Here is a 19,792-nt window from a genome sequence, read left to right as displayed (position 1 = left end):
CATGAACGCGTTTGGATTGATGTCCTTTTGTATACGGGTTTGCATCGTGGTGATGCGGTCCGCATTGGCTGGAAAGACGTCAAAGATAATATCATTCACATCAAAACAGAAAAGAGCCAATTTAAAACAGATGTCTTTCTACCTATTTTACCGGACTTAGCCAAAACGCTTGAAGTTGGTCCTATTGGAGAAGAAACATTCATTTGTGGTAAACGCGGGAAAAAAATACCCAAAAAAAGCTTCGGAATTACATTTTATAATGCTTGTACCCAAGCAGGTATCAAAAAATCAGCGCATGGCTTAAGAAAATTAGCAGCAACACGCGCAGCTAACTCTGGTGCAACAGTATCACAATTGAAAGCACTCTTTGGCTGGACAAATGACAGTATGGCATCTCTTTATACCAAGAGCGCAGATCGCAAAAAACTCTCCCTTGAATCGATACAAAAGCTCCAAAAAAGTTAGGGATAGAGATAAAAAAACATAATAGAATCAATAAGCACCTAATCCCTTACTACAAATATAACTTTTTGATTTAATTATTATTTGTTACCGTTGCTAGAAATAACAATAAATCAAGGGGTATAATTTGTTAATAGGCTTGGTGTTATGTCAAAATATCAGCGATGAGATTGCTTTTTGGTTGTTTTAGAAATGAAATAATGAGCTCAAATATTGATGAATGAAACGGAAGGTTTAAATTGAAAATATTAATTCCAGATGACTATCAAAAAGCCACTCTAACATTACAGTCTATTACAAAATTAATGAAATCGCATGAAGTGCTGGTTATAAATAATTTAGCTAAAGAATGTAATTTAGAAGATAAGCTCAAAGAGATAGATATTCTTATCTTAATTAGAGAGCGGACTATAGTTGATAGAAATCTTCTCCTGAAACTGCCAAATTTAAAATTAATCTGCCAAACAGGCCCTATAGGTTCACATATTGATATAGAAGCTTGTAGAGACTTAGGAATTGAAATATTAGACGGTGGTGGAGATCCAACTTCTGCTGCTGAATTTGCCTGGCTCTTAATTATGTCTGCGCGTAGAAAACTCTATAAATCTGTGTCTGATATGAAAAAAGGACGCTGGCAAACAACATTTGGCAACCAAATGAAAGGGGCTACTCTTGGAATATTCGGGTTTGGGCGTATTGGTAAAATGGTTGCTCAATATGCTCAAGCTTTTGGCATGTCCATTTTAGTTTATGGGAGCGAGCGTTCAACGCAAGAAGCAAAAAATTTAGGTTATCATTTTACGCATTCAAAAGATGAATTTTTTACACGTCCTGACATTATATCCGTACATTTACGTTTAAGCGATAAAACCAGAGAAATCATAAAATTAGATGATCTATTGAGCATGAAACCACATGCTATTTTTGTTAACACAGCGCGTTCAGCTTTGGTTGAAAAAGGGGCGATAGAAAAAATACTAAGTTTGGAAAATTCAACTTACTTTGCACTGGATGTTTATGACAGCGAGCCAGTATATGGGAGCAAATTATTGCAATCAGATAGAGTTCTTTGCACGCCACATCTGGGCTATGTGACTGAAGAAAGCTTTGAGAATTATATTGAAAAAGCTTGCCAAAATATAGCATCTTTTATGAAGAGCGCTTAATGCCGGCTGAGCCAATGTTTGTAAAATTTATCTTATATCGCTAGCGTATCAAATTTGCACGACACATAATAGCTTATTTCCTTAAATTAAGCATATTCCTTAGTTTTCATATTAATACCAATAGTATGGACAGATTTTTATGTAATCAGCATAAAATACACAATTTATTATTGCAATCATTAAAAAAGGCCACTTTATTGGAATACACTTTAATTGGAGGGGGGCGGAGTGAGCAATAATAAATTTATAGGAAAAAATTATTATAGATGGATTATATTGCTTGTTGCCACGATCGCTCAAGCATCAGCCTGCTTCTTTGTTCAAGGGATTGGTCCTTTAGCTGAATTTTTTAAGAAGGATTTCTCGCTTAGTGACTCTCAAATAGGTTTGCTGTCTTCAGCAGCGCAATTCCTACCTATTATTGGCTTACTTGTAGCTGACGAATTACTAGACAAGTTTAACGAGCGCTATATTGTTGGAGTTGGCGCGGTCGGCGTTTCTGTCGTTCTTTTGTTGGGAGCAATCGCAGATAACTATATTTCCCTTTTGGTTTGTTTGCTAATTATAGGGGAATTTTATAGTTCTGCTCAACCCGGTGGCGCTAAATCTGTTTCTTCATGGTTTCCACAATCGCAGCGCGGATTTGCAATGGGAATAAGGCAGGCGGGGTTAACATTAGGTTGTGGGGGCATTAGCTGGAATAGTTCTTCCTGCTAGTGTGCTTGTCTATGGCATACAAGGTGCGTTTTGGTCGGTGCCATAGTTTCTTTTTTAGGGGGATGTATATTTATTATTTTTTATCACTCACCAGCAAAAGTTATCGCTATCGTTCCAAAAAGCAAGGCAAGAATTTCGTTCTATGCAAATGTAAGATCTCGTCTTGCACTGTTGGCTGCGCCTCATATGAAGAATATTATTTTTCCAAGCGTTTCACTTGTGATCGTTCAATATGTTTTAACCATTTTTATAACGATCTATTTTTATAGAATCTATCACCTGTCTCTAGATAAAAGTGCTTATTTATTTTTTGTTTCACAGGCTTCTGGTGCCTTAGGAAGAATTATTTTAGCAGCGTAGTGTGATCATTGTAAAAAAGGACAATTTTTTCCTGTCTTGTTTTGCATGATTGCAGTCGTTTTTGGATTTTTAATATTAATTTTGGGCATAAGTGGATCCATAATTTATTTAACTATTTTATCTGCTTGGTTAGTTTTTTGGGAATGGAATGGTATGGCCCTTGGGCTGCTTATATTGTAGACTCTTAAGCCGAAAGAAAGCGTTGTGTTTTCTCTGGGCTTAGCAATATCTGTAAATCAAATCGCAATTATTACTACTCCACCATTATTTGGATTAATCCAAGATTTTACAGACACTTATTTACTAACATGGCTGATTTTAATTATTGTTTTTTCACTTTTTTAATAAAAAAGTAGGGAAATATAATTGGGGGAAATTATAATGATAAATGGAAAATACTTTTTAGTTGAGCAATAAAGAGACAAACTTTGAGAGGCTTTAGACCATGTTATTTATGATCCATACGGTGGTATTGAATATTCGGTTGAGTTAAAAAAATAGCATTTTCGCTGCTACCACATAGAATATTGACAATTCTTATGAACCAAAAAGTGTCTATTACCCCTAGACCATATTTAATCTTTGAAAACCTTCCTGTTGATAGACAAATTAATATGTCACCTAATCCTTACAATTTAGATGCGTCTTGTAAAAGTGGCTATATTAGCGAAAATTTAATTATGATGTTTTCTTTATTGATCGGAGAGCCTTATTCAATTAAGTTTGAAGGCGAACATATAGTAAATAACCTAGTTCCTTTAGAAGATAATAAAAAAGATTATACAGGATTAGGATCTGAAGTTGAGTTAGATTTTCATATGAAAATGCTGTACTAAAATTTATAACGGATTTAAATTTATCTCCTAAAGGGGATACTTTTATCTGGTGTTCGCAATGGTGTTGATGGTCCGTTAACGAGAATATCTGATGCACGTCTAGCTTTAAAACTTTGAAGTGAGGAGGATTTGAGGAGCTTAAGGGATAATTTATATATAATTAATGTGCCCTATAGATGGAGAAAAAATGGGGTAACTTCTACAAGTAAAGTGCCCCTCGTTCAAGGGGACGGTGAATTCCCAGATATCAGCGCTGTTTTTTATCCAGGCATGTTAGAGCCACAATCAAAAAAAGCCAAGGAAGCTTTAGATCATTTTTATGAAGCTATTAAGGCTGTATCTTTTGGAATTGATGTACAACCAGGAAGATTATTATACATTGATAACAGAATGGCTCTACACTCTAGAGATAAATTTTCTGGATCATTTGATAGTTATGAAAATCCAATGCGGTGGATTCAAAGAGTGTTTGTGTCTGCAGATTTATGGAATCATAGATATGTAGAACAAATAAAAGAAAGAGTATTTGATTTTCAATGCTAATGTCCTGATAATGATATAATGGTGAGTATTATTCTGATTTATATATATTGACGATACATCTCATATGTATAGATTCCTCCCGCATAATCAGGTGAGGTTACTACCTGATTATAAGCTATGGTGACCTATTGATTTTCTATGGCTGCATTTGCTTTTTGTTATATTTGCCCTTCCTTTCAAGCCGCTAGGGAGATTTTCCTATCAATCCCTTGAAAGAGCGATTTGGAGTAATTTCATAATGCGAAACCAAAACATAGTGACAAACTTTTCTATTGTTTTCACAAGTATGACGGTTTGCATGGTTGCCCCCTTCAAGCACAGTGGATTTTTTTCTTGCACGATGGAATCTTTCATATATGAGACAACATAATTAATTTATAACAGATAATTCAACGTATTATCTAAAAAATGCAACGAAATAGCTATTAATGTGAACATATGAATTAAAAAAACAAACATCGCGTACAAATAAATTCAAACATAATTGTGCACACAACTTATAATATTTTTTAGATGAACAAATAATAATACACCCCATGTCTTTAAACAAAGAATGAAAATCATAAAATGAGCTCTAAGGATAATAGGAACTCTCCACAAAGAAGTGACAGAGATGAAGACTCCAAAGACTTCATCATCACCATCCTTCACCATTTTGTTAACATATTCATTTTATACAAGAATCTTTCCCTCGGAAGAAATAGCATTTGCAATAGCTTCTTCGCTTGCCTCATCGGGTAATAACATCTCATTATGAGCACATCCCGATGGGATCATAGGAAAACAGTTTTCTAAATGATAAACACGACAATCAAAAAGAACAGGCTTATCACAGTCAATCATCTGCTGAATTTTATCATCAAGTTCATCGGGTTTTGAACAATGAATTCCCACGGCTCCATAAGCTTGTGCCAATTTCACAAAGTCAGGCATAGATTCCGTATAAGAATGAGAAAGACGATTACCATGCAGCAATTGCTGCCACTGGCGGACCATTCCCATATACTGATTATTTAAAATGAAAATTTTCACCGGTGTGTCATGCTGAATAGCTGTTGCAAGCTCTTGAATATTCATCTGAATGGAGGCATCACCAGAAATACACACAACAAGCGCATCAGGATGCGCTATTTGAACACCTATAGCAGCAGGTAAACCATACCCCATCGTTCCAAGACCACCAGAAGTCATCCAATGTTTTGGTTCATCAAAATGATAATACTGCGCTGCCCACATCTGATGCTGCCCGACATCCGTTGTAATATAAGCATTCGCATCTTTGGTAAAAGCATACAGCCGTTCAAGAGCATATTGCGGCATAATGACATCTTTTTTCTCCGCATATGCCAATGAATTACGAGCTTTCCAACGGTTAATTTGCGTCCACCATGTTTTACGACTTTCTTTATCGAACTTTGATTGATGCATATGCAAATGTTGCATTATATCTGCCAAAACATGCGCCACATCACCAATAATTGGAACTTCTGCTTTTACAATTTTATTGATAGAAGAAGGGTCAATATCAATATGAATAATACGCGCATGAGGTGCAAATGCATCAAGGCGCCCGGTGATACGATCATCAAATCGTGCTCCAACAGCTAACATGACATCACAATCATGCATGGCCATATTAGCCTCATAGGTTCCATGCATTCCAAGCATTCCAAGCCAATTTTTACCGGAAGCAGGATAAGCACCAAGTCCCATTAATGTTGAAGTAATCGGAAAATCCCCCAATTGAACCAAATTACGTAAAAGCTGTATAGCTTTCATCCCCGATGAAATAACACCACCACCAGAATAAATAATAGGGCGTTTTGCCTCAACTAAAAGAGAAACGGCAGATTCAATAGCCTTAGTATTCCCTTTCAACGATGGAAAAGAATGTAAAGACTCCTGAACTTGAGGTGCTCTATAAAATCCTGAAGCAAATTGAACATCCTTAGGAATATCAATCAAAACCGGCCCAGGACGACCTGATTGAGCAAGAAAAAAAGCTTCATGAATAATAGCCGCAAGATCATTGACATTTTTAACCAGCCAATTACGCTTCGTACAAGGCTTTGTAATTCCAACTGTATCAGCCTCTTGAAAAGCATTTGTTCCAATCACCGTTGTTGACACCTGCCCAGAAAAACAAATAAGAGGTATCGAATCCATAAGAGCATCTTGCAAAGGTGTAACAGCATTCGTTGCCCCTGGACCAGAAGTTACAAGCATAACCCCTACCTTCCCTGTGCTGCGTGCATAGCCTTCAGCTGCATGCCCTGCGGCTTGTTCATGGCGCACCAAAATATGCTGGAGTGTATCTTGGTGATAAAGAACATCAAAAATAGGCAAAACAGCCCCACCAGGATAACCAAAAATATGTTCAACGCCTTGATCTATAAGAGCTTGAACCACTATTTCAGCGCCCGACATTATTTTTCCATCTGCACTCTCTTGCTTTCTTGGATCATTTCTCATTTTTCCCACTCACCTACTTTATAGGACAATAAAAAAGCCCCTAACGGAGCCCATAAAAAAAGCCCCCAAAGGAGCCCATTACACAACACATACTGTATGATTACCCCCATTATTCCAACGTATAAAATATATAAAAAATTCCTTGTAGAGAGATTTCTAATTCCATTGATACCATTCGTCAATAAAAAATTATATTTTCTAAAAAATTTCTTTTTCACGAATTATCTTTTATCTTTCGATAAGTTTCTTTGCAAAGCTCTAACTCTTTTATCAAAAAGTAAGCATCCATTCTTCATCAAATTGATTACGAAACCATGTCATTTGTCTTTTTGCATATCTCCTCGTTTGTATTTTCACCGCTTCAAGAGCACTCTCAAAGCTTCTATATCCATCCAAATAAGCCATAAACTCAGGTATACCAATAGCCTTCATTGCTGGTAATGAAGGGGAAAGTTTAAGTTTTTTCATAGCCACCACTTCTTCTAAAGCTCCTCTTTCAATCATAGAATCCAAGCGTTTATGAATACGTTCATAAAGCAGAGGACGTGGTGGCATGAGAAGAATTTTTTCGGTCAAATTTGGCGCAATGAGAGGTGTTGTTTTTTGTTTCTGCCACCAACTGAGCGACTTACCGGTTGCATCATAAACTTCCAAAGCACGGACAATACGCTGCCTATCATGCGAAGAAATTTTTTCAGCAACAACAGCATCAATCTGCAACAACTGGCGATAAAGACTTTCAGGTCCCTCTTTATCAAGCAGCAAACGCCACTTCTGCCGCACAACATCTGGAACATGAGGGACTTCCGAAATCCCCTCTAAAAGAGCACGAAAATAAAGTCCTGTTCCACCAACAAAAATAACTGATCTTAAAGAAAAAGTAGCCAATAGCTTCTCGACATCACACAACCATTGCCCTACTGAATAGTTCAAAGTAGGACTCACATGACCATAAAGATAATGGGGAACAATCGCGGTATCAGCCTCCCCCGGCCGTGCCGTTAAAATATTTAAAACATTATAAACCTGCATTGAATCAGTATTAATAATGAGAGCATTTTTTTCTTGAGCCATTTGCAAGGCAAGTTCTGACTTCCCACTTGCCGTTGGCCCTGCTATTAATGTAACTGTTCTCTGTGTCATGAATAGCAATTTCTCCCAATCAATAACTTATTGCAACATGCAGACACCCCCAAAGCCTTCCTGTATTTTCTCTCCATTATCATAGAGTAAATACTTCAAACAAAAATACGAACACAAATTCCCCTTAAGACAAAGCCCCTTATGAAACTTATAAAAAAGAAAAAATGGACTTAATAACAACACCAAAGGAATTTCCAAGCATTTTTTGCTATCATAATTCAATAACAAACCACAGCTATAATAATTCTGTCCGTTAAGGCCATTAAAAATATACTCTTTGTCATCATTTATGAAAATAATACTAAGTTTAATCTATACAATCAAATAGCTTTATTTTTTCCTATAAAAATAGCATGCTACGCCGGTTTATAATAAGAGCCTCATAAAGTATCATATCAATACCATTTACGTGCGCATCACAAGCAGAGATAAAAATGGACTTAAGAAAGGTGTACCAATATCTCTTATGCAGCATTTCAAAGTCTAGGCTGTTACAATATTGAGAACTGAAAAATACTATGATGACACCAATTTATACTTTGATATTCAGCATAAAGATATAATGATTTCCAATGGATTTTATATTGCACACCCCATGCTCTCTATCGTGAAATGAGCTTGAGAAATATTGGACATCACATGGCTGACTTGCAAAATATCCCACACACTAAGGCTGATAAAAAACAAAAAATAATTTTTTAAGGATCAATCCATTAGGAGCGTTACGAACCGTAACTCTCCATCTGGACGCGCTACAATAAATAGAGCATTTTTGCGTCCAGCTTCACGTAATTTATGAATACGTTTTTTAGCCTCATTAATTGTTGTGATAGAACTCTGATTGATATCAACAATCACTTCACCAACGCGAATACGCTTTTTATCCGCGGCACTATTTTGTGCAACAGATGTCACCACTAGTCCTCGAAGTTTATCTGAAATTGAATAACGATGACGCAAATCCTCTGTCAGTTCAGATAACGTCATTCCCATAAATTGCATTGTCACGTTTTTCGACAGATCTTGATTTTTTTTATCATCAACTTCTTCTGTATCTTCATTTGGATCTGTTTCAATCAAACGTCCAAGCTTAACTTTTACTGTTGCTTCTTGCCCATTGCGTAAAATAGTAACGTCCACCACTTTTCCTTCTGAACTTTCTGCAACTAAACGCGGCAAATCACGTGCATGCTTAATTTTGGAATTACCAAAGGAAAGAATAACATCTCCAGTTTGTAACTGGCTATTATCTACATTATTTTCTTCCGTCTGTTCTATTTTACCAGCCACCAATGCTCCCACAGCATTGTCCAATTTTAAACTTTTTGCAATATCCTCTGTTACCGGCTGAATACGAATAGCCAACCAACCACGCCTTATTTCTCCAAAATCACGCAATTGATTAATAACAGAAAGAGCCATATCCGATGGAATAGCAAATCCAATACCGATAGATCCTCCCGAAGGTGAAACAATTGCTGTATTAATGCCAATGACTTCACCATTTCTATCAAATAACGGCCCACCAGAATTTCCCCGATTAATTGCTGCATCTGTTTGAATAAAATTATCATAGGGACCAGCATTAAGATCACGATTACGTGCAGAAATAATACCAACCGTCACACTTCCACCAAAACCATAAGGATTACCAATAGCCATAACCCAGTCACCAATACGTGCTTTTTCTGAGTCACCAAAACGCACAGCTTTTAATTTTTTACTTCCTGCATCGACTTGAAGCAACGCCAAATCAGTTTTGCTATCCTTTCCAAGAAGCTTTGCCTTTAGTTTTGTACCATCCGTAAAATTAACTTCAATATCATCAGCATCTACAATAACATGATAATTTGTAACAATAATCCCTTTTTGCGCATCAATCACAAAACCAGAGCCTAAAGAACGCACCTTTTGAAATTGACTATCTTTTTGACCATCCTTGGGTGTAAAAAAATCACTGAAATATTCCTCCAGCAATGAATCTTTTGGGATAACGGGTACCGAGGTGTTTGCATCCTGTTCTGTTCCTTCAACAGTCTGCGCCGTGGAAATATTCACAACTGTTTCCAAAAGCTCAGAAGCTAAATCAGGAATAGAAAGCAATGCCTTGCTTGTCTCGGCTCCCCAAGACAAACTCACTGATCCTGATAGAAACAAAGTCACACAAAAAACAACTCTTGTGATAAAAAACTTTAAAAACGTATTTTTACTCACGATACTTCTATCCATGACATGCCTTTAATCAAAGATGCAAAGAGCCCCACTAAATTTATCTACGTAAAACCAGCACGGCTCGATACTCTCTACCACTTTTACCATAAAAGAAAATGGTCACAGATCATTCTTTTCATGCAAAATCTCGTATCTGCAATCCATTATTTTATCTATTCTCTCCCGATTTTGGATCAGTTTTACTGAGGCCAGTATTCATTGTCGGTAAGAATGCTTTATTTGCCTGCGGCGGATTACGAAAATAGAAAAAGAAATCCTCATTTGGAGAAATCACCATCGGTGTTTTCTCTAAATTCTTGTATTGTTCCATCGCCAACCAAAAATCGTAAAAAGACGGATTAGCCTCCCTCGCATTCAATAAAAGACGAATACTTTCAGCTTGACCTTCACCACGGGTAATTTCAGCATCACGCTTTGCAGCTGCTACAATTTCTTCATATTCACGATTAGCTTCTGCCACAATACGATCTCGCTCCTGCTGACCACGAGCCCGGATATTTTCCGCAGCAGCTTCACGTTCAGCTGCCATTTGCCGATAGACATCTTCTGAAACAGCATCAGTCAAATCGGTTTTACGAATACGCACATCAACAATGGTAATACCCAACGAGCCTGCATCTACAGAAAATTGCTTCTGTACTTCAGCCATCATCGCGCCTCGTTCATCCGATAAGGCTGCTTTAAATTCTCGCTTACCATAAACAGCACGCAAAGCGTCAATAAACCGTGGTGCAAGGTTTTCACGTGCCGCAATTTGTGGACGCCCAGAAGCAATGCGCTGTAAAAACAACTTAGGATCTGTAATACGGTAAATAAAGAACGCATCCACCTCATAATACGCACCACCACGAACCTGTACAGATTGTGTAGGAACATCGTAACGCAATAACCGATTATCAACAATGATCATCTTATCGATAAAGGGCGCCTTGAAATAGATTCCAGGATTAGATTCTACCTGAACAATTTGTCCAAAACGCTTAATTGCTACTTGTTGACGAGGATAGACGATAAATACGGACATCCACAAAATCATCAAAACAAACACTATAGCACTAAAAACAAACAAAAAGCGAGATTGCTGCATAATTAATCTCCTCCAGAAATACGAGAATCTAAGAGTAACGCAGGACGCGCTGCTGTTGCCTTTACTTTTTCCGATGACTTGCTACGCAACAATTCATTCAAAGGTAAATAAGGCACCGCTGGAGAATTTGCCTGATCAAGAACCAGCTTATTTGGTGAAGAAAGAATCCGCCCCATCGTCTCCATATAGAGACGGTAGCGAGCAGCTTCTGGTGAAATCGCAGCCTCTCGAGCTATCGCCTGAAAACGTTCAGCACGCCCTGTTGCCTCTTCAACCATTTGTGCCTTTTCACCTTTTGCGATTTCCCGTGTGCGTGAAGCTTCACCATTTGCTAAACCAATTTTCGTAAAACGCACACGATTCCCCTCTTCAATCATTCTTCCACGTTCCTGCTCCGCCTGCTGAACAGAATTAAACGCAGCAGCAACCTTTGTCGGAGGAGCAGCTTCACTGATAGAAACACGGCTTATTTCGACACCAAGTTGATATTTATCCACAGTCAACTGGATAATCTTTCTAACGTCATTAGCAACTTCTTCTTTCTTGTCACGTAAAACATCATCAACCGGCCGCGAACCAATGACCTCACGCATTGCACTCTCAGCAACTTGGCGGACAGTTCCCTCTTGATCATTCACATTGAATAAAAACTGACTAGGGTATGAAATCCGATAATAAACGGAAAAATTAACATTAACGATATTTTGATCACTCGAAAGCATTAAACCATCACTTTGTTGCGCCTGACCGGGCTTCCCACCAATCGCGATTGTTTTTTCCGTTAAAGGGACTTTCATATAGGTCTCAATTGGCCAAAAATGAAAATGCAACCCATCACCAATAATGCCTTCTTTAGGGATGCCAAAGCGCAACTCTACCGCTTGTTCATTTTGCTGAACAATATAAATTGACTGGTATAGCCAAAAAAACACAATAAGCAGAAGGAATAAAACAGAAAAACTGCTTCTCCCGAATTGTTTAAACTGATCCTGCCCTTTGCGCAAAATTTCATTAAGATTAGGACCATTTTCGCCACCATTACCGCCACCAGAACCAAAGAGATTCTTAGCTGGTGTTTTTTTGTCACCACTGTTTTTATCGCCACTCCACGGGCCACCACCATTTTGATTTGTCCAGGGCATTATCACCTCTTTAACTGATTACCACTACTCGAACACCAACCATTTGCTTGATCTTATAGGGTGTCTCTTACCTCATTACAATACAACTGATAAACCCTTCCACTTCATATTACAAAAAATTATTTCCGCTCATAAACAACAAAACGTGTCGGATGACTATCTTTATCCCCTTTTGGAATATCTTGTGTTTGCACAATAGTCCACTTTTCTTTATCAAAAACAGGAAAAAAACTATCACCTTCTATAGAAGCTAAAACTTCTGTAAGGAATATTTTATCAGCCATATGCAACCCTTGTTGAAAAATTTCACCCCCACCAATAATAAAAATTTCCTCTACATCATTTTGAGAAGCAACATTTGTTGCAAGAGAACAAGCTTGCGATAAAGAGTGAGCAACATCAGCCCCTTCAGCACAAAAGGTACAATCACGCGTAATGACGATATTTGTACGCCCTGGTAAAGGTCTCCCAATAGAATCCCAAGTTTTTCTTCCCATAATAATGGGCTTACGCAACGTCAAAGCTTTAAAGCGTTGCAAATCCGTCGATAAATGCCACGGCATGGCACCTTCACGACCGATAACACCATTTTCTGCAACAGCAGCAATTAAACAAATGGAAATCGTCATATTGCTACCGGCGCTTTAATATGGGGTTGTGCTTCATAATTAAGCAACTCAAAATCCTCAAATTGAAAAGAAAAAAGATCTGTTACCGCTGGATTTATGCGCATACATGGCAAAGCATTTGGTATACGAGACAATTGATATTTTGCCTGTTCAAAATGATTAGAATAAAGATGAGCATCTCCCAGAGTATGAATAAAATCGCCTACTTTAAGACCGCTTACTTGCGCAATCATCATCGTTAGCAATGCGTAGGATGCAATATTGAATGGAACACCTAAGAAAATATCCGCCGAACGCTGATAAAGTTGACAAGATAATTTCCCCTCCGCAATGTAAAATTGAAAAAGACAATGACACGGAGGCAACGCCATTTCCTCTATTAATGCAGGATTCCAAGCTGATACAATCAAGCGACGAGAATCTGGCGTTTCCTTAATCATCGTTAAAAGATTGTTAATTTGATCAATATGGCGTCCATCAGGAGCGGGCCAAGAACGCCACTGATAACCATAAACAGGACCAAGATTTCCCTTTTCATCAGCCCACTCGTCCCAAATTGACACACCATGCTCTTTCAACCAAGCGATATTTGTATCGCCTTTAAGAAACCACAAAAGTTCATAAATAATTGAACGTAAGTGTAGTTTCTTTGTTGTCAACAACGGAAATCCTGCTTGTAAATCAAAACGCATCTGATACCCAAAGATAGATCGCGTTCCAACACCCGTTCGATCTGTCCGATCAATACCCTGATTTAAAACATGAGATAAAAGAGCAAGATATGATTTCATGAGGGTATTATGTCCGATTCTTCTTATTATAGAAAATAAAAACTGTAAAATCCGTACAAACATAATTCAAATCTTTTTCCAAAAACATCTTACACAAGAAATTATCATGATCTAACTAAATTTTTGATGCAAAAGATAAAATACTATAGACAGCTTCTAAAAAAATGACATAAATGAACAAAGATGGATGAACATCAAATAAAGGGATCGACTATGGAAAAACAAGAAGCTTTAAAACCACATGATACAAGAAAACGTATCTGGGCTATCGTGTCCAGTGCATCAGGTAATCTAGTAGAATGGTATGACTTTTATGTTTATTCCTTTACATCTATTTATTTTGCATCACAATTCTTTCCCTCAGATGGCAATGACGTTACGCAACTTTTAAAAGCGGCGGGTGTTTTTGCTATTGGTTTTCTTATGCGCCCAATCGGCGGATGGCTTTTTGGCTTCATTGCCGATCGTTACGGACGCAAACGCTCAATGCTTATCTCTGTTTTTATGATGTGTGGTGGTTCGTTCTTAATCGCCCTACTTCCTACCTATGAAACCATTGGAATGGCAGCAGGAATTCTTTTACTTTTACTCAGAATGCTTCAGGGGCTTTCTGTCGGTGGTGAATACGGTACAACAGCAACTTATATGAGCGAAATCGCCCTCAAAAATCGCCGCGGATTTTTTAGCTCTTTCCAATATACCACACTGATTGGTGGTCAACTTCTAGCCAGTCTCGTTATATTCATTTTAGCGCTTTATCTCACCGAAGATCAGCTAAAAGCGTGGGGTTGGCGTATTCCATTTGCCATTGGTGGATGCGGCGCAATTGTTGCGATTTATCTACGCCGCACACTCCATGAGACAACGACCAAAGAAAGTCGTTCTAGTGCACAAGCTGGTAGTATTAGGGGACTTCTGAGCAACCACCGAAAAGCTTTCTTTCTGGTTATTGGCTTTACAGCTGGAGGATCGCTCACATTCTACACCTATACGACTTACATGCAGAAATATCTGATCACAACCACTGGCTTTGATAAACATACAGCCACAACAATCATGACGGCTGCACTCTTTGTTTTCATGTTACTCCAACCCCTCTTTGGTGCTCTTGCAGATAAAATTGGAACAAGAACTTCACTCCTTATTTGGAGTGTCTTATCTATTATCTTTACCATTCCTGGACTTAATATGATTGGTAGTACTGATAGTACATGGATTGCTTTATCAGTCATTACTGGAATGCTCTGCATTATGAGCTTTTATACATCTATCTCTGGCATTGTAAAATCAGAAATGTTTCCCGCTTCAGTACGAGCAATAGGAGTTGGGCTCTCTTATGCTATTGCCAACGCACTGTTTGGCGGTTCTGCTGAATATGTCGCGCTTGGATTAAAAGATCTTGGATATGAATCTGTCTTCTATTTTTATATAACCGGCATGATGATTATTGCATTCATTGCTGTTCTCTTAATGCCAGATGCTCGCAAAAAAGGGTATTTACAAGGAGACGATATTCATTAACCTTTAATGTTAACAAACAAGGATTTTAACAAAAAAGCCCAGAGTACTGGGCTTTTTTTTATATTCTTTCCGATAGAAGTTTAAAGCTCACAATTTTTTATCCCTTCAAACACTTTAAAGAAGCAATGTTCCCTCCTGCACACGCCGCTTATAAAAATAAATGGCTTCATATTATTATGTAATAAATACTTCTTTAGTTGAATTTAATTCACTGAAGATAAAAAACGTTTGATTTATTTTAATATTCCCATGCCCACTCAAAATCGAAGAAAAGTGATTATCTTTCAAGAAATTTTATCAATAATAAAGATTACACTCATGATTTTGTTTAATACGTTCTTAATAGTACCCCCTCATGCAAAACAAATCCTTTCATGAAAAATAGAAAATACCATTTTATTATGAATTCGCACACTTTTTTGAGAAACATTTCTCAATGCACCCAACTCCATTTCACAACGGCACCCGTGAATGACATAACGTAAAAGCCCCGTAAAGTATAAACATGGGCATCACTCTCTTTACACTTAATAAAAGTGCAAGCCGCTATCATTATACTATTGAGGAATTCTTAATATTGTACTCCCCCTTAACACTTAAGATCATTCCTAAAAAGTATTTTAACTGATACACCAACCTCGCATGAAATAGTCAATAACATCATTTTACGAAACAACATCAAGCATATAAACTAAAGAGTATCATATCTTCATAAACACTCTGCATATGCAAATAATTCACAATCAAACAAAAAATAATATTTCCTTAAGGATAGTAAAAAGCGTATGATTTACGCAATGTAACAACACCATGAGCCCAAAACACCACTGATAGCTCTAGAAGAAATCTTTATGTTTCCCTAAAAAATTATCATGATACAATGGCGTTTTTATAATGCACATCGTAAATAGCTTTAAAAAGAAGAAAAGTTATAAATCTAAAAGGGGAATACTTCATGAATAATCAAACAACTTTAGATCCACATGATACAAGGAAACGTATTTTTGCTATCATATCCAGCGCATCAGGAAATCTGGTAGAATGGTACGACTTTTATGCTTACTCCTTTGCATCGGTTTATTTTGCATCACAATTTTTTCCTGAAGATGAAGATATTGTTACACAACTGTTAAAAACGGCAGGAATCTTTTTTATTGGCTTTCTTATGCGTCCAATTGGAGCATGGCTCTTTGGATACATTGCGGATCGTTATGGACGTAAACGCTCAATGCTTATTTCTGTTTTTATGATGTGTGGTGGCTCTTTTCTCATTGCCATACTTCCCACTTATAAAACCTTGGGAATAACAGCAGCATTTCTTCTCCTTTTAGTCCGTATGTTTCAAGGGCTTTCCGTTGGCGGTGAATATGGTACAGCAGCAACGTATATGAGTGAAGTTGCGCCCAAAAATCGTCGTGGTCTCTTTGCTTCTTTTCAATATGCAACAACGATCTCAGGTCAACTTCTGGCAAGTTTTATAATATTTATTTTAGCCATTTACCTTAACGAGGATCAGTTAAAAGCATGGGGATGGCGTATTCCCTTTGTCATTGGTGGCTTTGGAGCAATCGTTGCAATTTATCTGCGTAGCTTGCTTCATGAAACAACAACCCTCAAAAGCCGCTCTGAACAACACGCTGGTAGTCTTAAAGAACTTTTTCGTAATCATAAAAAAGCTTTCTTTTTGGTTGTTGGCTTTACAGCTGGTGGATCTCTCACATTTTATACATACACCACTTATATGCAAAAATATCTGATCACAACCACTGGTTTTGATAAACAAACCGCAACAACGATAATGACTGCCGCCCTCTTTGTTTTTGTGCTACTCCAACCCCTTTTTGGTTCCCTAGCCGATAAAATTGGAGCAAGAGCTTCACTCATTAGTTGGGGGGCATTATCCATTATCTGCACCATTCCTGTACTTAAAATGATCGGTAATGCCCATAATCCATGGACAGCACTCTTAATCATTATTGGAATACTCTGTGTTATGAGTTTTTATACGTCCATTGCTGGTATCATAAAAGCAGAATTGTTCCCTGCTTCAATCCGAGCAATTGGTGTTGGATTTGCTTTTGCCATTGGCAACGCACTCTTTGGCGGTTCTGCTGAATATGTAGCGCTTGGATTAAAAAATATGGGATACGAATCTGTTTTCTTTTTTTACATCGTTGGTATGATGGTCATTGCACTCATCTCTATTCTTCTTATGCCCGATATAGATAAAGGAGGATATCTCGATAAAGACGATAGACTTCATTAAACTTATTTTCTGGATAAAAAAAGCCCAAGAAATTGGGCTTTTTTTGATCTCCTCTCCACCCTAGTAAAGAACGAAAAGCCCGCCCCGCATTCGTCTTACAAACAACTCAGTTTCTTTTAAATTGTCTATAGTTACTGCCCTCTTTATGTAATTTACTTGATAAGATTCTATGGGCAGCCCTACCCTAAATATTTATCACGATATCTAAAAAACACCTCATACGGAAAACCTTATCTGAGGCTTACCTCACCCTCCTAAATGATGATGTGTTATGATACAATAAGATAATTAAGGACACAAAATCCCCTTTTACATTACTTAAGCTTTTTGAAATATTTTCAGTTTTGGGGCTTTCTGCTCATAAAGACCATCTCTTCTATAATCTTCCGGTATGCCAATAATTGCATTCTTCTCATAAAGTTTAAAGGTATCTTGATCTACTTTTCAATGTCCTCTCCCTTTAAATGCAACGTGATAACTTTTTATTCTATAACACAAGTAAAAATCTTAAAACGAATGACAACATAACTCTAATAAATCATCTTAAAGAGTTTCCCTAAGAAATTGTTATAATACCATTGAATTTTTCTGGAAATCATAAACAATTATGTTTAGAAAATATGAACTATAAATCCAAAAGGGGAACAATTCATGAAAAATGAAACAACTTCAGCATCACAGGATGCAAGAAAACGTGTTTTTGCTATTATAGCAAGCGCATCAGGAAATCTCGTAGAATGGTATGATTTTTACGTTTACTCATTTGCATCAATTTATTTTGCATCACAATTCTTTCCCTCCGATGGTGATACGATTACGCCACTGTTAAAAACCGCAGGTGTGTTTTTTATTGGCTTTCTTATGCGCCCTATTGGAGCTTGGTTTTTAGGGTTTGTCGCCGATCGTTATGGACGTAAACGCTCGATGCTTATATCCATTTTTATGATGTGTGGTGGCTCTTTTTTCATCGCCATACTTCCCACCTATGAAACCTTAGGAGTAACATCAGCAATCCTTTTACTTTTAGCTCGGATGATGCAAGGACTTTCAGCAGGTGGTGAATATGGTACAGCAGCCACTTATATGAGCGAAGTTGCCCTCAAAAAACATCGTGGGCTTTTTGCTTCTTTCCAATCTGCCACCCTTATTACAGGTCAACTTCTTGCCAGCTTCATTATATTTATTCTAGCATCTTATCTCTCTGAAGATCAGTTAAAAGCATGGGGATGGCGCATTCCTTTTGTAATTGGTGGTTTCGGGGCAGTGATTGCGATTTATCTGCGTCGTTCTCTCCACGAAACAACCACGAAAGAAAGCCGCTCTCACAAACACTCTGGCAGTCTTAAGGAACTTCTCACCAAGCATACAAAAGCCGTTGTCGTAATTGCATGCTTTGCATCAGGAGGATCACTCACATTTTACACCTTTACGACTTATATGCAAAAATATCTGATCACAACCACCGGCTTTGATAAACATACCGCAACAACGATTATGACAGCTGTACTATTTATTTTCATCCTATTCCAACCCATAGCTGGTATCATAGCCGATAAAATTGGAACAAAAACTTTACTTATCATTTGGAGTATACTCTCTGTCATCTTTACATTTCCTGGACTCTGGATAATCGGTAATACGCATAGTATATGGGTTGCCTTTTCCGTCATTATTGGCTTGCTCTTCATTATGAGCATGTATACATCCATCTCTGGTGTCGTCAAATCAGCAATGTTTCCCTCTTCAATACGCGCATTAGGCGTTAGCATCTCTCATGCCATTGGCAACGCCTTATTTGGTGGTTCTGCTGAATACGTTGCGCTTGGATTAAAAAAGTACGGTCATGAATCACTCTTTTATTTTTATATAACCGTCGTGATGATCATGGCATTCATTGCTCTTCTCTTTGTCCCGAGTATGCGTAAAGGAGGCTACCTCCAAGAGGATGAAAAACATTAACCCTTTTTATCAACGAAAAAGCCCAAGAAATTGGGCTTTTTTTTTATCATTATCACAAATTTAATATTGTTTAAATTTTATGAAGTGCATTAAGGTGCTTAGCAACTAGATAATAAAAAGTCACACGACTTTTTCTACGCTCTCCAGACATCATCTCAGCCACTTTTGAAACAGCCATTTTAGCACTCTTCTCATCGGCTTCTAAAACATCTTGAACCCATTTTTCAACACGTTCTAACTCTTTTAGATCCGATGTAGCAACAAGCGCTGCATCCTGCTTTTTCATCACTAAAGCTAAACGACGGCTAAGTCGTTCTACTGCTGCTTCATCGGGATTTGAATCATATAGTTTAATATCTGCTAGATTATTTGTCATTTTGCATCATCTCCTCTCCAAAAATGAGCGGACTATACTTTACAGCCGCATCATATAGCTCCATAAATAATTAGAGGATTAAAAATATTA

General features: G+C 37.5%; 17 protein-coding genes. 9 read left to right on the top strand and 8 right to left on the bottom strand.

What is annotated here, in order from left to right:
* From ACFINR_RS04770 to ACFINR_RS04745, 6 genes are all read left to right on the top strand, one after another.
* A partial coding sequence (locus ACFINR_RS04770) for a tyrosine-type recombinase/integrase (protein ID WP_375652785.1) occupies positions 1-465 on the top strand: 465 nt, incomplete at its 5' end.
* 236 nt (positions 466-701) lie between these two features.
* A complete protein-coding gene (locus tag ACFINR_RS04765; RefSeq protein ID WP_375652781.1) occupies positions 702-1,628 on the top strand; it encodes a D-2-hydroxyacid dehydrogenase family protein in 927 nt (308 codons plus the stop codon).
* 228 nt (positions 1,629-1,856) lie between these two features.
* Positions 1,857-2,345, top strand: coding sequence for an MFS transporter (locus tag ACFINR_RS04760; RefSeq protein ID WP_375652777.1), 489 nt, complete (start codon positions 1,857-1,859; stop codon positions 2,343-2,345).
* Positions 2,346-2,375: 30 nt separating this feature from the next.
* Positions 2,376-2,705 carry a hypothetical protein gene (locus ACFINR_RS04755; RefSeq protein WP_375632347.1) on the top strand — a complete coding sequence of 110 codons (330 nt, stop codon included), beginning with the start codon at positions 2,376-2,378 and terminating at the stop codon, positions 2,703-2,705.
* A 539-nt stretch (positions 2,706-3,244) separates the two neighbouring features.
* Positions 3,245-3,541 (top strand): hypothetical protein, encoded by a 297-nt coding sequence (locus ACFINR_RS04750; RefSeq protein WP_375632346.1) that lies wholly within the window; start codon positions 3,245-3,247, stop codon positions 3,539-3,541.
* A gap of 129 nt (positions 3,542-3,670) precedes the next feature.
* Positions 3,671-4,084 (top strand): TauD/TfdA family dioxygenase, encoded by a 414-nt coding sequence (locus ACFINR_RS04745; RefSeq protein WP_375652772.1) that lies wholly within the window; start codon positions 3,671-3,673, stop codon positions 4,082-4,084.
* A 672-nt stretch (positions 4,085-4,756) separates the two neighbouring features.
* Here the strand turns inward: ACFINR_RS04745 and ACFINR_RS04740 are convergent.
* From ACFINR_RS04740 to ACFINR_RS04710, 7 genes are all read right to left on the bottom strand, one after another.
* The gene (locus ACFINR_RS04740; RefSeq protein ID WP_375652769.1) at positions 4,757-6,556 is read right to left on the bottom strand and encodes an acetolactate synthase 3 large subunit; all 1,800 of its coding nucleotides are present in this window, start codon (positions 6,554-6,556) and stop codon (positions 4,757-4,759) included.
* Positions 6,557-6,826: 270 nt separating this feature from the next.
* Entirely contained in the window at positions 6,827-7,699 is an 873-nt protein-coding gene (miaA, locus tag ACFINR_RS04735; protein WP_375652766.1) for a tRNA (adenosine(37)-N6)-dimethylallyltransferase MiaA, read from the bottom strand.
* 705 nt (positions 7,700-8,404) lie between these two features.
* A complete protein-coding gene (locus ACFINR_RS04730) occupies positions 8,405-9,928 on the bottom strand; it encodes a Do family serine endopeptidase (RefSeq protein ID WP_375652762.1) in 1,524 nt (507 codons plus the stop codon).
* Between the two features lie 151 nt (positions 9,929-10,079).
* Complete coding sequence (hflC, locus tag ACFINR_RS04725; RefSeq protein ID WP_375606990.1) at positions 10,080-11,018, bottom strand: protease modulator HflC; 939 nt, start codon at positions 11,016-11,018, stop codon at positions 10,080-10,082.
* 2 nt (positions 11,019-11,020) lie between these two features.
* Complete coding sequence (gene hflK / locus ACFINR_RS04720) at positions 11,021-12,160, bottom strand: FtsH protease activity modulator HflK (RefSeq protein WP_375612019.1); 1,140 nt, start codon at positions 12,158-12,160, stop codon at positions 11,021-11,023.
* Between the two features lie 119 nt (positions 12,161-12,279).
* Positions 12,280-12,789 (bottom strand): dihydrofolate reductase, encoded by a 510-nt coding sequence (locus ACFINR_RS04715; protein WP_375628859.1) that lies wholly within the window; start codon positions 12,787-12,789, stop codon positions 12,280-12,282.
* Complete coding sequence (locus ACFINR_RS04710) at positions 12,786-13,580, bottom strand: thymidylate synthase (protein ID WP_273722957.1); 795 nt, start codon at positions 13,578-13,580, stop codon at positions 12,786-12,788. The genes ACFINR_RS04715 and ACFINR_RS04710 overlap by 4 nt, the downstream gene beginning before the upstream one ends.
* 213 nt (positions 13,581-13,793) lie before the next feature.
* On the opposite strand from ACFINR_RS04710, the gene ACFINR_RS04705 reads away from it, so the two are divergent.
* From ACFINR_RS04705 to ACFINR_RS04695, 3 genes are all read left to right on the top strand, one after another.
* Positions 13,794-15,101: an MFS family transporter gene (locus ACFINR_RS04705; protein WP_375612016.1), complete on the top strand. Its 1,308-nt coding sequence runs from the start codon at positions 13,794-13,796 to the stop codon at positions 15,099-15,101.
* A gap of 955 nt (positions 15,102-16,056) precedes the next feature.
* Positions 16,057-17,367 carry an MFS family transporter gene (locus tag ACFINR_RS04700; RefSeq protein WP_375612015.1) on the top strand — a complete coding sequence of 437 codons (1,311 nt, stop codon included), beginning with the start codon at positions 16,057-16,059 and terminating at the stop codon, positions 17,365-17,367.
* Between the two features lie 651 nt (positions 17,368-18,018).
* Positions 18,019-19,326, top strand: coding sequence for an MFS transporter (locus ACFINR_RS04695; protein WP_375612014.1), 1,308 nt, complete (start codon positions 18,019-18,021; stop codon positions 19,324-19,326).
* 70 nt (positions 19,327-19,396) lie between these two features.
* Here ACFINR_RS04695 and ACFINR_RS04690 read toward each other — a convergent pair whose 3' ends face one another.
* Positions 19,397-19,702: a DUF2853 family protein gene (locus ACFINR_RS04690; RefSeq protein WP_375652758.1), complete on the bottom strand. Its 306-nt coding sequence runs from the start codon at positions 19,700-19,702 to the stop codon at positions 19,397-19,399.
* Between the last annotated feature and the right edge of the window lie 90 nt (positions 19,703-19,792).

Source organism: Bartonella sp. AP19HLJMH (assembly GCF_042196245.1).
Taxonomy (GTDB): Bacteria; Pseudomonadota; Alphaproteobacteria; order Rhizobiales; family Rhizobiaceae; genus Bartonella.
This window is presented reverse-complemented; position numbering and strand designations above follow the sequence as displayed.

Bases quoted from the DNA above. Each gene is read 5' to 3' on its own strand.
- ACFINR_RS04750 (WP_375632346.1), top strand. From the start codon at position 3,245: ATGAACCAAAAAGTGTCTATTACCCCTAGACCATATTTAATCTTTGAA.
- ACFINR_RS04740 (WP_375652769.1), bottom strand. From the start codon at position 6,556: ATGAGAAATGATCCAAGAAAGCAAGAGAGTGCAGATGGAAAAATAATG.
- miaA (WP_375652766.1), bottom strand. From the start codon at position 7,699: ATGACACAGAGAACAGTTACATTAATAGCAGGGCCAACGGCAAGTGGG.
- ACFINR_RS04730 (WP_375652762.1), bottom strand. From the start codon at position 9,928: ATGGATAGAAGTATCGTGAGTAAAAATACGTTTTTAAAGTTTTTTATC.
- hflC (WP_375606990.1), bottom strand. From the start codon at position 11,018: ATGCAGCAATCTCGCTTTTTGTTTGTTTTTAGTGCTATAGTGTTTGTT.
- hflK (WP_375612019.1), bottom strand. From the start codon at position 12,160: ATGCCCTGGACAAATCAAAATGGTGGTGGCCCGTGGAGTGGCGATAAA.
- ACFINR_RS04715 (WP_375628859.1), bottom strand. From the start codon at position 12,789: ATGACGATTTCCATTTGTTTAATTGCTGCTGTTGCAGAAAATGGTGTT.
- ACFINR_RS04710 (WP_273722957.1), bottom strand. From the start codon at position 13,580: ATGAAATCATATCTTGCTCTTTTATCTCATGTTTTAAATCAGGGTATT.
- ACFINR_RS04705 (WP_375612016.1), top strand. From the start codon at position 13,794: ATGGAAAAACAAGAAGCTTTAAAACCACATGATACAAGAAAACGTATC.
- ACFINR_RS04700 (WP_375612015.1), top strand. From the start codon at position 16,057: ATGAATAATCAAACAACTTTAGATCCACATGATACAAGGAAACGTATT.
- ACFINR_RS04695 (WP_375612014.1), top strand. From the start codon at position 18,019: ATGAAAAATGAAACAACTTCAGCATCACAGGATGCAAGAAAACGTGTT.
- ACFINR_RS04690 (WP_375652758.1), bottom strand. From the start codon at position 19,702: ATGACAAATAATCTAGCAGATATTAAACTATATGATTCAAATCCCGAT.